The 16334-nt window shown below is 69.3% G+C and carries 12 protein-coding genes; 5 read left to right on the forward strand and 7 right to left on the reverse strand.

Features of this window, described 5'->3' with window-relative positions; all coding sequences use genetic code 11:
* Window positions 1-2: 2 nt before the first annotated feature.
* The 3 genes from C4V41_RS12335 to C4V41_RS62860 all read right to left on the reverse strand — a co-directional run bounded on the left by C4V41_RS12335 (window position 3) and on the right by C4V41_RS62860 (window position 1906).
* Window positions 3-761: a MerR family transcriptional regulator gene (locus C4V41_RS12335; RefSeq protein ID WP_103955965.1), complete on the reverse strand. Its 759-nt coding sequence runs from the start codon at window positions 759-761 to the stop codon at window positions 3-5.
* Window positions 762-771: 10 nt separating this feature from the next.
* On the reverse strand, window positions 772-1656 hold the full coding sequence (locus C4V41_RS12340; protein ID WP_103955966.1) for a DUF2268 domain-containing protein: 885 nt from the start codon (window positions 1654-1656) through the stop codon (window positions 772-774).
* A gap of 67 nt (window positions 1657-1723) precedes the next feature.
* Window positions 1724-1906, reverse strand: a complete 183-nt coding sequence (locus C4V41_RS62860) for a hypothetical protein (protein ID WP_200823924.1) — start codon at window positions 1904-1906, stop codon at window positions 1724-1726.
* Window positions 1907-2013: 107 nt separating this feature from the next.
* On the opposite strand from C4V41_RS62860, the gene C4V41_RS12345 reads away from it, so the two are divergent.
* Window positions 2014-2709, forward strand: coding sequence for an HAD family hydrolase (locus C4V41_RS12345; RefSeq protein ID WP_200823925.1), 696 nt, complete (start codon window positions 2014-2016; stop codon window positions 2707-2709).
* A gap of 541 nt (window positions 2710-3250) precedes the next feature.
* Here C4V41_RS12345 and C4V41_RS12350 read toward each other — a convergent pair.
* Complete coding sequence (locus tag C4V41_RS12350; RefSeq protein WP_103955968.1) at window positions 3251-4450, reverse strand: acetyl-CoA C-acetyltransferase; 1200 nt, start codon at window positions 4448-4450, stop codon at window positions 3251-3253.
* 84 nt (window positions 4451-4534) lie between these two features.
* Here C4V41_RS12350 and mce point away from each other — a divergent pair, with 84 nt between their 5' ends.
* The 3 genes from mce to C4V41_RS12365 all read left to right on the forward strand — a co-directional run bounded on the left by mce (window position 4535) and on the right by C4V41_RS12365 (window position 7734).
* A complete protein-coding gene (gene mce / locus C4V41_RS12355) occupies window positions 4535-4969 on the forward strand; it encodes a methylmalonyl-CoA epimerase (RefSeq protein ID WP_103955969.1) in 435 nt (144 codons plus the stop codon).
* A gap of 182 nt (window positions 4970-5151) precedes the next feature.
* Window positions 5152-6441 carry a DivIVA domain-containing protein gene (locus C4V41_RS12360; protein WP_103955970.1) on the forward strand — a complete coding sequence of 430 codons (1290 nt, stop codon included), beginning with the start codon at window positions 5152-5154 and terminating at the stop codon, window positions 6439-6441.
* Between the two features lie 156 nt (window positions 6442-6597).
* A complete protein-coding gene (locus C4V41_RS12365; RefSeq protein WP_103955971.1) occupies window positions 6598-7734 on the forward strand; it encodes an AI-2E family transporter in 1137 nt (378 codons plus the stop codon).
* Window positions 7735-7736: 2 nt separating this feature from the next.
* On the opposite strand, the gene C4V41_RS12370 is transcribed toward C4V41_RS12365, so the two are convergent.
* On the reverse strand, window positions 7737-8522 hold the full coding sequence (locus C4V41_RS12370; protein ID WP_103956525.1) for an alpha/beta fold hydrolase: 786 nt from the start codon (window positions 8520-8522) through the stop codon (window positions 7737-7739).
* 176 nt (window positions 8523-8698) lie between these two features.
* Between C4V41_RS12370 and C4V41_RS12375 the strand changes: the two genes are divergently transcribed.
* Entirely contained in the window at window positions 8699-9154 is a 456-nt protein-coding gene (locus tag C4V41_RS12375) for a CAP domain-containing protein (protein WP_103955972.1), read from the forward strand.
* Window positions 9155-9210: 56 nt separating this feature from the next.
* On the opposite strand, the gene C4V41_RS12380 is transcribed toward C4V41_RS12375, so the two are convergent.
* Together C4V41_RS12380 and C4V41_RS12385 are read right to left on the reverse strand one after the other, a co-directional pair.
* Window positions 9211-9981 (reverse strand): SDR family NAD(P)-dependent oxidoreductase, encoded by a 771-nt coding sequence (locus C4V41_RS12380; RefSeq protein WP_103955973.1) that lies wholly within the window; start codon window positions 9979-9981, stop codon window positions 9211-9213.
* A gap of 92 nt (window positions 9982-10073) precedes the next feature.
* Complete coding sequence (locus C4V41_RS12385) at window positions 10074-16322, reverse strand: RHS repeat-associated core domain-containing protein (RefSeq protein WP_146103634.1); 6249 nt, start codon at window positions 16320-16322, stop codon at window positions 10074-10076.
* Between the last annotated feature and the right edge of the window lie 12 nt (window positions 16323-16334).

Below are 16334 nucleotides of genomic sequence, written 5' to 3' on the forward strand. Positions count from 1 at the left end.
GGCTACATCCGGGTCCGCGCGTACACCCGCAGCGCGTCGCGGACGAACCTCGCCCCCGCCGCGTCGTCGTACATGCCGGCGAAGCGGGGGTCGTCGACGTACATGTCTCCCAGGCATTCCACCATCTCGATCGAGCGCTCCCGGTCGCCCTCGGCCGTGGGGGTGCCCGGGATCTGACTCAGCCACCGGACGTGGCGGTCGGCCAGTGACTGAGCGGGTTCCGAGGCCGGAGAGATCCCGGCCTTCGCCGCGGCGACCCATGAGGCGACGAGGTCCTCGGTGTCACGCTTCCAGGCTTGCTGCTGGTCAAGGCTCTTGCCGTGCCACCAGTCATTGCTCGCTTGGAACGCGCGCTCGCCCCATTGCGAGATCACCTCGTCCTTGTAGCGGTCGTTGAACCCCGCCAGCATGACGTCCATCCGCGGTTCCGCCCCTGCCCGCAGGGCTTCGAGCGTGTGACGTACGGACCGGATCTGCCGTTCGACGCGGTCGCGTTCCTCTTCCAGCGCGGCGATGTGGGCACGGAGCCCGTCGCACGTGTCCACCTCCTCGGCCAGGACCTCGGCGATGGCCGGCAGGCCCATCCCGAGCCGGCGCATGAGCAGGATCCGCTGCAGCCGGGCGACCGCGGCGGGGTCGTAGTAGCGGTAGCCGTTCTCACCGACGCGGGACGGGGCCAGGAGCCCGACGCTGTCGTAGTGACGCAGGGTGCGGCTGCTGATGCCGGCCCTCGTCGCGAGTTCCTGGATCGTCCATTCCATCGTTCCAGTGTTACGCGCGGCGGAGAGTGGTCGCGATGATCTCCGAGCTGTCGGCGTGCAGGGCCTGCGCCGCCGTCCGCCCGGTCTCCGCCAGGTAGGCGTCGACGAGCCGGTTGCCCGCGGCGTACCCGGCGCCCATCGGCAGCCCCACCGGGGGGACACCGAGGTGCTCGGCGCCGGGGTCGCCGTGCACCCAGGCGGTGAAGTTCTGCATGCCCGTCACGTCGAGCCCGGTGAGCACCTTGGCGAAGACCTCGTCGTCGTGCAGGTGCGGCACGCCGATGCGGGCGGGGCCGAGCTCGTCACCGTAGAGCTGCCGCGCGAAGGCGTCGGCCAGGCCCTCACCGACGATGTGCTCGCCGACCGTGACGGTCATCGGGTCCCACACGACCCCGCCCGGCGCCCACCGCAGGTTGTGGTGCAGCTCGTGCACGGCGGTGGCCTCCAGCCGCGCCACGTTCTCGGGGAAGGGCCAGAGCGTGATGGCGATGTGGCCCGAGATGCCGCCGAACCCGGTCAACCCTTTACAGGGACCCATGAAGTGCTCGTCACCCGGATCGCCGAGGACGAACAGCACGGTGATGTCCGGAGCCTCCAGCCCCGGCGTCGCCTCCAGCAGCACGGCGAGAGCGTCGTCGAGGGCACGCCGCATCCGCTCCCAGGCTCCGGCCGCCGCCAGGGTTTCCAGCGCGTCGAGACAACGCTCCTCGTCGCGGTCGATGGGGAACCCGGACGACTGGAGGTGCAGGGCCACCAGGTCGACCTCGCCTGGGTTGTAGCGGTACATGCCCCTGTTGGCCTCCAGCATCGAACGCAGCAGGTCGACGCGGTTCGTCGCTGGTGCTCGCAGGATTTGCTTCATGGCGGAGTAGGTGTCAAGAACGGTGATCGACATGGCCCCGATGCTAGAAGTTGACGCAGCGTCAAGGTCAAACCGCTCGGGGACCGGATCCGCCGGGTACTTATGCTGAGCCGCCATCCAGCACCCTGGACTTGTCACCGGTCGCGGCCAACCGCACGCATTCTGGGCAGGCACACGCCAGCGTCGCCACAAACGACACATGCCAGTCCCCCACGATCACCGACCGCACCGGCTCAGCACACAACGCCACATCGTCGTCGGCCTCCATGGCGTGCTGAATCATGCTTCTACCGCTTCCTGAAGTTCCCGCCTTGTACCGTCCCGGAGACCGCGCCGGCTCACGTGAGACTCTTGGAGCGCACAGTCCGATTCGGTCGGAAAGGCGGTCCCGTGGCCACGAACCGGCTCGTACTCTGGGACATCGATCACACCCTGATCGAAACCGGGGGTGTGGGGCGGGAGGTCTTCGCCGACGCCTTCGCCCAGGTGACCAGCACGCCCATGAAGGCCATGGCTGCGGTCAGCGGGCGAACCGAACTCGTGATCTTCGGCGAGACCCTCGACCTCCACGGGATCCCGCATTCTGACGAGCACTTCGAGCGCTTCATCGAAATCCAGGCTCAAGGCTATGAGGAACGGGCGCATGAACTCCACCAACGTGGTCGTGCCCTGCCAGGAGCGCACAGCGCGCTCCAGGCGCTGAACCGTCTTGCCGGTGTCGCTCAATCCGTGCTCACCGGGAACACAAGGGCGTCAGCCCGGGCCAAACTCAAGATCTTCGGGCTGGAGCAGTACGTCGACCTGGATATCGGCGCATACGGCGAAGACAATCCCATTCGCGCCCATCTTGTAGCCATCGCGCGTGACCGGGCGCGTCTCAAGAGCGGGCTGGTCTACTCACCGAAGACGACCGTGCTGATCGGGGACACTCCTCAAGACGTCAGAGCGGGCAGAGACGGAGGGGCGCACGTGATCGGCATTGCTTCCGGCAACAGCAGCACCACTGATCTCAAGGCGGCCGGCGCGGACATCGTCTTCCCCGACCTCACCGACAGCGCTGCCCTCATCAGGGCGGTCACCGCGTGAGCTTGCCGGTTTGCTCCTCGATTCATTTGAGGTCATCGGCATCGCCGTCCACGATCGGCGTCACGATCATCTCGGCTACAACCTGAGCGACGGCCATCGGCGGGCAACGGCGCCGGTGCAGGTACCGGGCTCCTCGTCCGGCTCCTTCAGACATGGTCAGACCCTCTTCCCTCTTTGGGGTCGTCGGTCTGCCAGGGGTAGAGCAGTTGTTCGGGGCGCAGCTTCCATACTTGGAGCCAGAACATGGGCGTCCAGGGAGACCGTGCGGCTCGCGGTTTCACAGGCCCCTTGTGGCTCAGTTCGGTGGGCAAGGTATTGCCGGATGAATGCCACCAGGGGTCTCGAGGTGGTCATCCCCGGCTCAGGTCCTACGCCGGCCAAGGCTCGGGGGAGCGCGAGGGGGCTGGAAGCCCACTCGCCCAGGGATTCGGGGCGAAGCCGCGAATCCCAGGAAGGACGCCCGAGCGATCAGCGAGGACCGCTCGGGGTGGGTATCAGCCAGCCCACCGCGTAACCAGGCAACGGGTGGGCGAAGCGCGGTTTAGAGAGGGTTTTGGGTTTTGGGGACCGTGAGGAGGAGGGCGTCGCCCTGGCCGCCTCCGCCGCACAGCCCCGCCGCGCCGAAGCCGCCGCCTCTGCGCTTCAGCTCGTACGCCAGCGTCAACACGATTCTCGCCCCCGAGGCGCCGATCGGGTGACCCAGGGCTATGCCGCCGCCGTTGACGTTGATCTTGTCCAGCGGGAGGTCCAGGTCCTTGGCCGACTGCAGGACGACGCTGGCGAAGGCTTCGTTGATCTCCACCAGGTCCAGGTCGGCGGTCGTGCGGCCCTGCTTGGTCAAGGCGTGCTTGATGGCGTTGGCCGGCTGTGACTGCAGGGACGCGTCAGGGCCGGCGACGTTGCCGTGGCGGCCGATCTCGGCCAGCCATTCGAGGCCCAGCTCCTCGGCCTTCGTCTTCGACATGACGACCACCGCGCAGGCGCCGTCGGAGAGCTGGGAGGCCGAGCCGGCCGTGATCGTGCCGTCGGCGGCGAAGGAGGGGCGGAGTTTGGCCAGGATCTCGGCCGTGGTGTCACCGCGTACGCCCTCGTCGTCCTTGACGACCACCGGCTCGCCGCGCCGCTGCGGGATCTCGACCGGGACGATCTCGTCCTCGAAGAGGCCGTTCTTGATGGCGGCGGCGGCGAGCTGGTGGGAGCGGGCGGCCAGGGAGTCCTGTTCCTCGCGGCCGATGCCGAGCCTGGTGTTGTAGCGTTCCGTCGACTCCCCCATGGCGCACTGGTCGAAGGCGCAGTAGAGGCCGTCGTGGGCCATCGAGTCGACCACCTCGGACGGACCGTACTTGACCCCCTTGCGCAGGCCGGGCAGCAGGTGCGGGGCGTTGGTCATCGACTCCATGCCGCCCGCCACCACGATGTCGAACTCGCCGGCCCTGATGAGCTGGTCGGCCAGGGCGATGGCGTCGAGGCCGGACAGGCACACCTTGTTGATGGTGATGGAGGGGACGGTCATCGGGATGCCGGCCTTGACGGCGGCCTGGCGGGAGGGGATCTGGCCGGCGCCGGCCTGGAGGACCTGGCCCATGATGACGTACTCGACCGCCTCGGGCGCCACGCCCGCGCGGTCCAGGGCCGCCTTGATCGCGATGCCCCCGAGCTCGACGGCCGGGAGGCCGGACAAGGCTCCGAGGAGCTTGCCGATGGGGGTGCGAGCTCCGGCCACGATGACGGAACTGGACATGACAACGGCCTCCTGTGCTCACGTCGGGTTCTTTGACACCATACCCACGAGTAGAACGACGACCGCCATGGAGGTAGGCCACACATGTTCCTGCGTATCGACCACATAGGGATCGCCTGCCACGACCTCGAAAAGCAGATCGAGCTCTTCTCGCGCACGTTCGAGCTGACGGTCGTGGTCCGCGAGGTGAACGAGGAGCAGGGCGTCAAGGAGGCCATGCTGCACATCGCGGACGGCGAAGGCGGGGGCTCCTACATTCAGCTCCTGGAGCCTCTCTCCGAGGACTCCCCTGTGGGAAAATTCCTGGCTAAGCGGGGCGAGGGCGTCCATCATGTGGCATTCGGCGTCCCCGACGTCGCGGACGCCATGGCGAAAATCGGTGAGAAGGGTGTGAGGCTCCTGGACGAGCGTCCCCGGCATGGGTCGATGGACTCGCTAATCGCATTCCTGCACCCCAAGGACGTGGGAGGGATGCTGACAGAATTGGTCCAATCGGCCAAACCATCCCAAAACGGATAAAACGTTCATATGTAACTAGTCACGCAGAAAGTTGGACGGGGCTTCGCAGGTGGCACCAGCGGAGTACGCTTGACCTTCCACCGGACATGGGGCCTGCCGCGAGGCACAGGCTCCTGGCTCGGATGCCCCGAACCCCCCGTCCGGCCCGTGTAGCCGTCTCGACAACCCAGGATCGAGCCTCCATGCAGTCCGACATCGACGCACAGCTCAATAACTTCTTCGAGGACGCCCCAGCCCGCGAGTTCGACGTGGTGCTCCGCGGTTACGACCGGCATCAGGTCCACGATCATCTCAAGCAGCTCGACCAAGAGCTCCGCCAGGCCCGCGAGCAGGCTGTCGGTCTGCAGCGTGATCTGTCCGACTCGCAGCGCCAGCTCCAGGAGCAGGAACGTCCCACCTACTCCGGTCTCGGCGCTCGCATCGAGCAGTTGCTCCGCCTTGCGGAGGAGCAGGCGACCGAGCTCGTCCAGGCCGCCAGGTCCGAGGCCAACGAGATCAAGGCCGCCGCCAAGGTCGAGGCCGCCGATCTGCGAGCCGCCGCCGAGGCGGAGGCCGCCGAGAAGCGGGCCCAGGCCACGCGCGAGAGCGACGAGATGCGCACCTCGGCGGAACGGGACGCCGAGGACATCCGCTCCACCGCTCGCCGTGAGGCCGACGAGCTGACCAACACCACCGAGCGCGAGGCCGCCAAGCTGCGGGCCACGGCCGACCACGAGGTCGCGGAGAAGCGGGCCGACGCCGAGCGGGAGATCGCCAAGCTCCGCACCACGACCGAGCGCGAGGTCGCCCAGCTGCGGGCCTCGACCAAGCGTGAGCGCGACGAGGTGCTGACCACCGCCAAGCGGCAGGCCGACGAGATGCGCGCGCAGGCTCAGCGGGTGCTGGAGGAGTCGGAGGCCAAGCGGGCGCAGGACGAGGCCGAGTTCGAGATCCAGCTCGCCTCCCGCCGCGAGGAGGCCGAGCGCCAGGAGGCCGAGCGCCACGCCACCGCGCAGGCCGCCACGCAGAAGCTGGTCGCCGAGGCCGAGCAGCGCGCCGCCACGGCCGAGTCGAGGGCCACGAAGGCGACCCAGCAGGCCGAGCAGACCCGCCGCGAGGCCGATCTGCACGCCAAGCAGCTCGTCGCGAACGCCCGTAAGAGCTCCGAGACCATCGTGGCCGAGGCCAAGTCGAGCGCCGACACGATCGTCACCGAGGCGAAGAACGAGGCCGAGCGCACGCGTACGGCGATGCAGCGCCAGGTCGACGAGCTCACCCGCCAGCGCGACAGCATCACCAGCCACCTGGCCCAGCTTCGCCAGCTCCTCGGCGGCGCCGCGCTGCCGGGCATGGAGCCGGAGCCCGCGGTCACCGCGGCCCCGCCGAAGCCCGCGCTCGCGGCGCCCGTGGCGGAGCCGCCGGCTCCGGCCGCGGCCCCCGCGGCCAGGTCGGAGGCCAAGTCCGAGGACGACGCCGAATGGTGGCAGGAGTAGGGGCGGAACACCGTTTATCTGCATACACGGGGGCGGAATAGACGGCTGGAGAGAGCCTGGCGATTCGATGGTCGCTAGGCTCTCTCTTTGTTGTCAGGTGTGTACGGACTGACGCCGGTCCGTCATGCTCAGTTGCCAGACCCCCGGGAGTCCGCTTTGTCCGCAGAAGTCGAGCCCCCCAAAGTCGAGCCCCCCACAACAGAACCCGAGGCCCGGCGGGAGAGCGACCCCGTCGAGGAGGCCGCGCAGCCGTACGGGCTGCCGGGCAAGCCGCTGGCAAGGGGCCCGTTCCTGTTCGGGCTGGTCGGCGGCCTGGGTGTGCTGACGGCGATCGCGATCGCCCAGATGGTCGTCAAGTCGCTGAGCACGATCGTCCTGGTCGTCGTGGCGATGTTCCTGGCCGTCGGGCTCAACCCGGCCGTCGAGGCATTACAGCGCCGCGGCCTGGCCAGGCGTGGCGCGATCACGATCGTGTTCGTCGGGGTCATCGTGGCGTTCGGGCTGTTCGGGGTGGCCATCGTGCCGCCGGTCAGCCAGCAGTTCACCGAGTTCGTCAACGCGGTGCCCGGCTACTTCACCGAGCTGAGCAACAATCCGACGGTGCAACGGCTCGACGCCGAGTACAAGATCCTCGATCAGATCCGAACGTTCGTGATGAGCACCCTGGGGCCGTCGCTGGCGTCCGGGATCATGGGCGCGGGGCTGGTGGTGCTGAACGGCGTGTTCACCACGGTGACGCTGCTGGTGCTCATGCTCTACTTCCTCGGCTCGCTGCACACGATCAAGGGCTACCTGCTCACCCTCGTACCGTCGTCGCGCAGGACGCGAACGGGCGCGATCGCGGAGGAGATCCTGTCCGGCATCGGCGGCTACGTGGCGGGCAACGTGCTGATCTCGGTCATCGCGGGCGTGCTGACCTGGATCTTCCTGTCGATCGCCGGCGTCCAGTACGCGCTCGCCCTCGCCCTCGTCGTAGCCCTGACGGACCTGATCCCGCTGGTGGGCGCCACGATCGGCGCGGCGGTCGTGACCCTCGTGGCGCTGCTGCAGTCGGTGCCCGCCGGAATCGCCTGCCTGATCTTCTTCCTGATCTACCAGCAGGTCGAAAACTACTTCATCTACCCCAAGGTGATGAAACGCTCGGTGGACGTGACCCCGGCCGTGACGGTGATCGCCGCGCTGTTCGGCGGCGCGCTGCTCGGCATCGTCGGCGCGCTGCTGGCCATCCCGGTGGCCGCGGCGATCTCCCTGATCATCCGCGAGGTGGTGCTGCCCAGGCAGGAGCATGCCTAGCGCTAGCGCCGCCCCGCGCCGAGTTCGGTCTTCAGGAATTCGGTCACCGCCGCGTTGAACGCCTCCGGTTGCTCGACCGCGCTCAGGTGCCCGGCCTTGGGAATGATCTCCAGCTTGCCCTCGGGCACGGCGCTCGCCATGGCCTCGGCGTCGGCGGGCGGTGAGAGCTCGTCCTCCTCTCCCACGAGGATCAGCAGCGGCACCTTCAGGGCGCCGAGCGTGTCGAACGAGTCGCGCCGCGCCGCCATGGCCCGTTGCGCCCAGGCGACGGCGCCCGGCGGAGCGGACTGCACGAGCCCCTTGACCCGGCCGAACACCATGGCCCGCCGCTCTTTGGTGGTCGGCCCGATGAGCGTCGGCAGCACCTCGCTGACCAGCACCTCGCTGCCGCCGGACAGCACGGCCTGCGCGATGCGTTCCCTGTTCTCCCTCGCCGGGGGTGGGTCCGGGCCGGCCTTGGTGTCGGCCAGTATCACGCCGAGCACCCGGTCGGCGTGTCGCCGGCAGAACGCCATGGTCACGTAGCCGCCCATCGACAGCCCGCCGACCACCGCCCTGTCCGTGCCCTCCTCGTCGAGCAGCCTGGCGACGTCGTCGGCCATCAGGTCGAGGGACGGTTCGTCCTCGCCCAGGCGCGACCCGCCGAATCCGCGCAGGTCAGGTGTGATGACCCGGCAGACCTTGGCCAGCCCCTCCCGCTGCGCCAGCCACATGGCCGACGACAGCGGGAACGCGTGAAGCAGCACAACCGGGATCCCGGTCCCGGCAGATCTCGTGTAGAGCTGCACGGACCACACGGTAGCCCGGTTCCCGGCGACAGGCACTCAATGAGGTAGGTCGATATCCCTTAGCGACTTTGATAAAAGCCGCACTCCACCAATGTCCGCCATAAATCTGACATTGCCCCTCGAATAATTCCCGCGCACAATCCAGGCACGACCACCTGACACCCGAGGTGACGCCGATGCCAGGAACCCGCCCCGCGCTCCCCGACGCCACCAACGGCGACTTCCTCCTGGAGGCGCTCAAGGAGGCGAACGCCCGCCGGGCCCAGCACCACGTGCCGCCCCTGGTCATGGACGCGCTGCTGGTCGACTACGCCAAGGCGCGAGCGGCCGCCCTCTCCCGGCGTGAGGGGCACGACGGCCCGCGCGCGGGCACGGGCGAGAACCTGTTCTGGTACGAGGGCGAGGTCATGAGCGCCGCCGCCGACGCGGTGGCCTCCTGGTACGCCGAACCCTACGACTGGGACGACCCCCGCCCCGGCCCCTTCAGCCGGCTCCTCTGGAAGGCCACCACGAGCATGGGCGCCGCCCGCGTCGCGGGTCAGGGCTCGACGGCGTACGAGACGTACATCGTCTTCGTGTTCGAGCCCCCGGACAACGACGGCGAGCACCGCGAGAACGTCCTACGCGCCTGAGGCGGTGGCACGGGAGAACAGCGCCTGAGGCGGTGGTGCCGGCGAACCGCGCCTGCCTACGCGCCTGAGGCGGTGGCCGTGGCGCCGCCGTCGACGAACAGCACCTGCCCCGTCATGTACGCCGACGCCCGAGACGCCAGGAACACCGCCGGCTGAGCCATCTCCTCGGCCGTCCCCCACCGCCGCATCGGCACGGTGGCGACCGTCGCCGCCCCGGTCGCCGGGTCCTCCCAGAGGTTGCGGTTGAGCTCGGTGGCCGTCCACCCAGGGCACAGGGCGTTGACCCGGACCCCGGAACCGGCCCACTCCACGGCCAGCGTCTTGGTCAGCGCCACGAGCCCGGCCTTCGCGGCGGCATAGGGCGCGAGCAGGGGCGCGCCGAGCGCCGCCACCGAGGCCACGTTGATGACCACGCCCTCGCCCCGGCCGAGCAGGTGCGGCGCGACCGTGTGGCAGACGGCCATGGCGGAGTCGAGGTTGAGCCGCATCAGCTTGTCCCAGCCGCTCAGCCGCAGGTCCTTGAACTCGACCAGGAAGTTGGACCCGCCGGCGTTGTTGACCACGATGTCGAGGTGCCCGAGCCCGTCGATCGCCGCCGCGACGGCGCCCGCGGCGGCGTCGCGGTCGGTGAGGTCGGCCGGGATGACGACGGCGCGCCGGCCCAGGGCCTCGACCTCCTTGGCCACCTCGGCGAGCGTCTCGGCCGATCGGGACACGAGCGCCACGTCGGCCCCCGCCGTCGCGTACGCGAGCGCGATGGCCCGCCCGATCCCCTTCGACGCCCCGGTGACCAGAGCCTGCTTCCCACTGAGATCGAACGCGTCCACGCCGCCTCCTCGCCTCGGAACCGAACAAGATTCTATAAGAAGGAACCGGCGCGGGACCAGGAAGGTCCCGCGCCGGTCGGCCTCTCAGAAGATCAGCCCAGCCCGCCGAGCAGGGCGTCGAAGAAGTCGGCGATGTCGTCACCGAGCTTCCCGCCGCGCATGCCCAGGTTCGCGACCGCTCCCTTCCTGGTGTTGACCTCTATTTCCAGCTTCTCCGGCCGGAAGATCTGCTTCTGTCCCTGGCCGGAGCCGTTGCCGTTCGGGAGGTTCGACGGCGGCCTGCCCTGCGGGTACATCCGGCCGTTGCCGTAGACGGTGTAGGACTGCGTCGGCTGCGTGCTGCCGTCGTTCCGGTAGACCTGGCTCGGTCTCGGCTGTGCCGGCTTCCTGCTCACCTTCGGCGGTGACTGCCGCTGCGTCGACCTGTGGCTGGTCGGACGCCGTACCGGACGTGAGCGAGCGTGCTGGATGCCCTGCGGAAGGCGACCGGCCTGCCGGTTGCGCTCCCGCGCCCGCTGCGTGGCGCGCCTCTTGGCGGCCGCCTCGCGAGCCTCCTTGCGCGCCTCCCTGCGGGCCCGCGCCGCGGCCCGCCGTCTGGCCGCCGCCTCACGAGCCTTTCTGGCCTGCTCGCGAGCCTTCTTCCGCGCCGCCGCCAGGGCCCGCTTCTTCGCCGCGGCCAGGGCCCGCTTCTTGGCCTCTTCCCGGGCCCGCTTCTTGGCCTCCTCCAGCGCTCTCTTCCTGGCCGCCTCCAGCGCCCTCTTCCTGGCCTCCTCTCTGGCGCGCTTGAGGGCCAGGCGCCTGGCGGCCTGCTGGGCCGCCCTCTTGGCGAGGTAGCGGGCACCGACCCGCACGCCGATGCCGACCACGATCCACACCCACTGCCCGTCGGGGTCGCTCATGGAGACGGGGCTGTTGCTGGCGTAGGAGTAGCCGTTGAGCTGCTGCGGATCCACATCGTCGATGATCGGGTCCACCGACAGGAAGCGGCCGAACTTGGGGTCGTACTCGCGGGCGCCCAGGTGGACGAGCCCGGTCGTGGCGTCCTTGGTGCCGCCGACGAATCCGCGCTGGCCAGGCCACCACGGTGGTGCCGTGCCTCGGTCCTCACCGAACGGCGTCGACCTCCGTACGGCCAGGTCGCCGTTGGTGGCGTTCACCGCGGCCTGCGAGGTGCCCTGGTGGTCGGCGGCCAGGAAGAAGACCTGGTTGTCGTTCGTCCGTACGGCGACCGCCTGGTCGTTGATCGTGTAGTAACGGGTCTGCTCGACGGCGTCCTTGGCGAAGTCGAAGCGCAGCTCCATGTCGTCGATGTAGAGCGTGGAGTCCGTCGCCGTCTTGCGGATCAGCCGGTCGCCCTCGGCGTCGTAGACGAACGAGGTAGTCTTGCCCGCCTCCGTCACCGACTCCAGGTTGCCCTCGGCGTCCCAGACCAGCGCCTGGTCGGAGGTGCCGACCTTGCGCCGGGTGGTGTTGCCGGCGGCGTCGTACTCGAAGAGGTCGGCGCCGACGCTCTTCAGCGCGTGCGGCTGCTTGCCGCCGGCCGCCGGGTAGGTGTAGTCGCGGACCGTCTCGGCCGCGCCGCCCCAGGCGTGCTTGGTCTCCTTGGTCCGGTTTCCGGTGCTGTCATAGGCGTAGCTGACCGCGTACGGGGCCACGCCGCCGATCTTGCCCGAGGTGGGGCTGCCGGAGGCGCACTCGTCGGTGCCCGTCCAGGCCGAGGTCAGGCGCCGCAGGTGGTCGTAGGTGAAGCACTGCGTGTCCTGGCCGGCCGCGCCCTTGTCAGCGATCTTGGTGATGTTGCCGACCGCGTCGTAGGTGTAGCCGAGGTCCAGGTCGGTCGCGGTGGCGCCCTCCCTGTCCAGCCGCATGCCGGTCATTCTGCGGGTGGCCTCGTCGTGGGTGTAGGTGAGCCAGGACTTCTTGCCTCCCGTGCTCAGCTCGTACTGCAGGGTCTCACCGAACTTGGAGTAGCGGGCCGCGGTCACGTACGACGACAGGCCGGAGACCTTGGTGGGCTGGCCCAGCCCGTCGTAGGTGTAGACGACCGACTCCTCCGCCAGCCCGCCGGCGGCCGGGAAGCTGACCGACTGGACCTGGTTGTCGAGCGTGTAGCGGGTGTTGAGGACGTACGAGCCCGCCAGCTTGCCCTCCCGCTCGGGGATGGTGACGGTCTCGCGCAGCGCGCGGTAGTCGGAGTCGATCGCGTTGATCTCGGCCTTGTACTCCTGGCCGCCCGCGTACCGGATGCTGGCGTTCATGTGGCCCTTGGCCAGCGCGTCGTACTTCCACTCGGCGAGCAGCGGGCCGCTGGCGGAGCCGTCGCGCAGCTCCTTCTTGCGGCCGATGGCGTCGTAGCCGTACCAGAGCGTCTTGCCGCGCGCGTCAGTGGTGGTGACGAGCTCGTCGGCGTCGTTGTACGTCATCGTCGTGACGCCCTTGTCGGGGTCCTCGCTCTTGATCTCCCGGCCGCGCAGGTCGTAGTGGTGGCGCCACACGTTGCCCGCCGAGTCGGTCACGGTGGACAGGCGTCCCGCGTGGTCGTAGGTGTACTTGGTGGCCTCGTAGTCGCCGGTCGGGGTCGCGCCCTTGTACTGGCGCAGCTCGATCAGGCGGTCCTCGGCGTCACCGATGCGGGTGACCGCGGTGCCGCCCGCCGGCGGCGTCACGTGGATCCTGTCGCCCTCCTGCTTGGAGGTGACCCGGTACTTCTCCTGGCCCTTCGCCTTCAGGACCTGGGAGATCACGTCGCCGACGCCGTCGAAGACCGACACGACCTGCGTGGGCACGTCGGCGTCGGCCACCGCCAGCAGGTCGGTGCCCGGCGTCCCGGTGGCGAAGTAGCCGGTGTTGGCCTTGGACTGCTCGCCCAGGGAGTTGTAGAAGGTGTCGGTGATCGTGCGGCCGTCACGCAGCGCGGGGTCCTGCGTCTGCTCGTCCTTGGGTGCGGGCTCCTGGGTCTGGCGCTCGCGGGACAGGCCGTCGAACAGCTCGTGGCTGGCGGTGTAGTTGCCGTCGGCGCCCAGCGTCTTCGTGGTGACGATGCTGGGGCCGTCGGCCCGCATGGTGTAGGTGTACTCGGTGCTGGGCGACTGGTTCGCCGCCTTGCTGCGGTCGGGCTGCCAGACCTTGGTCAGGCGGCCGAGCGCGTCGTACTCCAGGTCGGTGCGCCGGTTGTTCGCGTCGATCTCGGTGACCGGCGAGCCCCAGGCCGGCTGGACCAGCGTGCGGTCCACGTGGCCGAGCTGGTTGGTCTCGACGATCTCGGTCGGCAGGGCGCCCGCCGCCGGGCTGTAGGCGGTCACGGACTTGGTGCCGACGGGGTCGGTCTCGCTCGTCTCGCGGCCGTAGGCGTCGTACGTGCGGGTGCTGTCGGTGATCGTCGTGCCGTCGCCGGAGACGACCTCCAGCACCGCGGTCACGTCGCCCTTGGTCGGGGCCTGACCGTGCGCCTTGCCGTCGTACTGCATCTTCTCGTCGGAGATGACCTCCTCGGCGGCCAGCGTGGAGACCGAGGTGCCGCAGGTCGCGGCCACCTTCTGGATCCGGCTGGGGTAGTCGAGCATCCACGAGGTGTCGTTGCGGGCGTAGGTGTAGCGGGTGCACTGGTCGTCGTCCGCGGTGGCCAGGTCGCCCTTCTCCTCGACCTGGAGGAGCAGGCCCTTGTCGTCGTACGAGCGCTCCTCCCCGGTACGCCGCCACTTGCCGCCCGCCACGGCGGTGCGGGTGACCATCGACTTCGCCTCGACCAGGTAGGCGGTCTTGGTGACGCCGCCCTGCGTGGACTCGGCGGTCTTCAGCGACCACGGGGTCTCGACGGCCGCCTTCTGGAGGGCGCCGCCGTCGCCGTCGTACAGGATCTCCTCGCGCTCGAAGCCGGAGTACTGGTCGAGGTCGTCGACCTTGACGCCCTCGGTGTCCTCCACCTGGGCGACCCGCTTCGAGCCGTCGGCCTGCTTGTCGCCGTGCATGCCACGGAAGTAGCGGAACTCCGTGAGCGTGCGCTTGGTGTCCTGGCCGTCGCCCTCACGGACGCGGACCCGGCCGAAGCCCCGGAAGTCGGCCCAGGTGCGGTGCTCGGGCTTGACCAGGATGTTGTCGGCGTAGTGCCAGGCGGCGCCGTCGAGATACTCGTAGCTGGTGACCACGCTCGGCGAGCCGGCGACGCGGTCGACCTCGACCGTCTGCGACACCACGTACTTGTGGAACCAGTCGTTGACCTCGGTCTCGTTCGGCGGCGCCCAGCGCTGCGGGAAGCACCGCTTGGTGTTCTTGTCGGCCGCCGGCAGCTCACCGGGCTTGCACTCGGTGGCCGAGTAGTTGACCCGCAGCTCGCCGCCGGTCCCGTTGTCGACCGCCTGGACGCGCCACTTGACCAGCGGGGCGCGGCCTTCCTGGCCGTCGACCCGGTTGGCGAGCTGGATGCCCATGAAGGTGGTCTTGGGCAGCGTGATGGTGCCGCCCACGTGGCCGGTCTGCTGCACCGACGCCAGCCAGAGCGCCGGGCTCATGCCGTCACCCGAGGCCGGGAACTGGTGTGCCAGCGCCCAGGAGTCCACCGCCGCGTACTGGCCGGCGGCGTTGACGATCTGGGTGGTGACCTTGGTCAGCCGCTTGCGGGTGAAGAACGTCGGGGTCGTGCGGTCGGTGCACTTCACGCCGGAGTCGCAGATCTGGTCGAAGGGGACGTCCGGCCAGTGGCTGGCGGTCTCCTTCTTGAGCTGGTCGGCGGCGCAGGTGATCGTGCCGCTGGGCAGGCAGCGCTCGGCCACCTCGAACAGCACGCGGGCCGCCGGGGCCTTGGTGAACAGCTCGTTCTGCAGGTAGCCGTAGTCGATGCGGGCCAGGTAGGCGTTGCGCACGTACGGGGTGCCGAGCTCCGGCTTGGAGTTGCGGCCGTAGTGGTTGCCCTCCTGCGTGTACCAGTACGTGGTGGCGTTGCCGTGCGTGTCCACCTCGTAGTCGAGGTTCCACCGGTACGCCTGCTGGCACCAGGCGTTGGCCGGGGTGCTGTTGTAGCAGGGCTCACCACTGTTGTTGCCGAACACCGGCACCGTCTGGACCGACTTGGTCTCGGCCTTGCCGGTCGCCCAGCCGGGCAGGCGGTTCAGGCCGAAGGTGTACTGGGCGCCGTTGGCCGTGGTGACCCGCCAGTACTCACCGTTGTTGTCGCCGTTCGTGGCGCCGGTGAGATATTCGATGCGGGTGCCGTCGTCGCGCTTGGGCCGCCACTGCTTCGAGGTGGTGTCCTTGACGAGCTCGACGGAGGTGCTGCCGAGCGACAGGGTCGCGTTGTCCTGGTCCCAGCACAGGTCGCCGGTCTTCTTGCCGTCGAGGGTGCAGGACTTGTAGCGGCGCTCGATGAAGCCGCCGGGGTTGAGCTCGAAGCCCTCACCGACCCAGGAGGTCTGGTTGTTGGTGGAGGCGGTGCGGCCGTCCACGCTCTGCGAGGAGTAGCCGAGGCCGATCTCCGGCTCGTCGCCGCCCAGCGCGGGCGGCATGCGCATGTCGTAGGACCAGGAGAAGTCGCCGGTCTGGGTGCCGACGCTCCATTCCGCCGAGGGGGCCAGCGAGGTGGCCGAGTGGTCGCCCGACGGGCCGGAGGCGGCCGCGGTGAGCGCGTAGACGGCGCCGCTCTCGACCTCGGCGGTGATCGTACCGTTCTTGGCGTTGTTGTCGCTCTTCACCGGCTCGGGGGCCGCGCAGTTCGCCGCGCGGGCGTCCAGCGCGCACTCGTCCAGCTTGACCATCCGGAGCCGGGAGCCGTAGTCGCCGCCGTAGGCGTAACGGAAGCCGGAGTAGTCGATCTCCAGGCGGGTCTTCTTCGCCGTCCTGGCCGTGGTGCCCTGACCAGGGGAAACGCGCATCGCCAGGCCGAGCCGATCGGTGTCGAGCAACTCGACACTGACGGGGTCTGTCGCCTGTGCCGTCTTGGCCGTCCCTGGCGCCAGCTTCACGGGGAAGCCGGCGGCCAGGGTCGAGGCGGAGCCGCCCAGCTCCGCCTTCTGCGCTCGTGGCCAGCTGACGCCGGGTGGCGCCTTCCAGGCCTGTTTCTGTACGGGATCGGCCAGCGGCGGCTCGACCGGGACCGCCTTGCCGCTGACCGGGCTCTCCTGCTGCGTCGCCGGTGTCGGCCGCGAGGCGGCCTGGGCCGGCATGGTCTGCACGAGCGGCACGACCAGCATGACGGAGAGCATGGTCGCGAGCCGTCGTGGCCAGGCGGACTCGCGCTTGGGTCCCTCTTCGAAACGGTTCCAGGAGGGGTCGGGGAGGTCAGGTTCGTCGGGTGGTTGAAAACGGTTCCAGCGGGATTCGGGCAGCTCTAACTCATCCGGCAGATCCATGAACCTCTCCCA

Origin of the sequence: Nonomuraea solani (genome assembly GCF_900108335.1) — a bacterium.
GTDB classification, from domain to species: Bacteria; Actinomycetota; Actinomycetes; order Streptosporangiales; family Streptosporangiaceae; genus Nonomuraea; species Nonomuraea solani.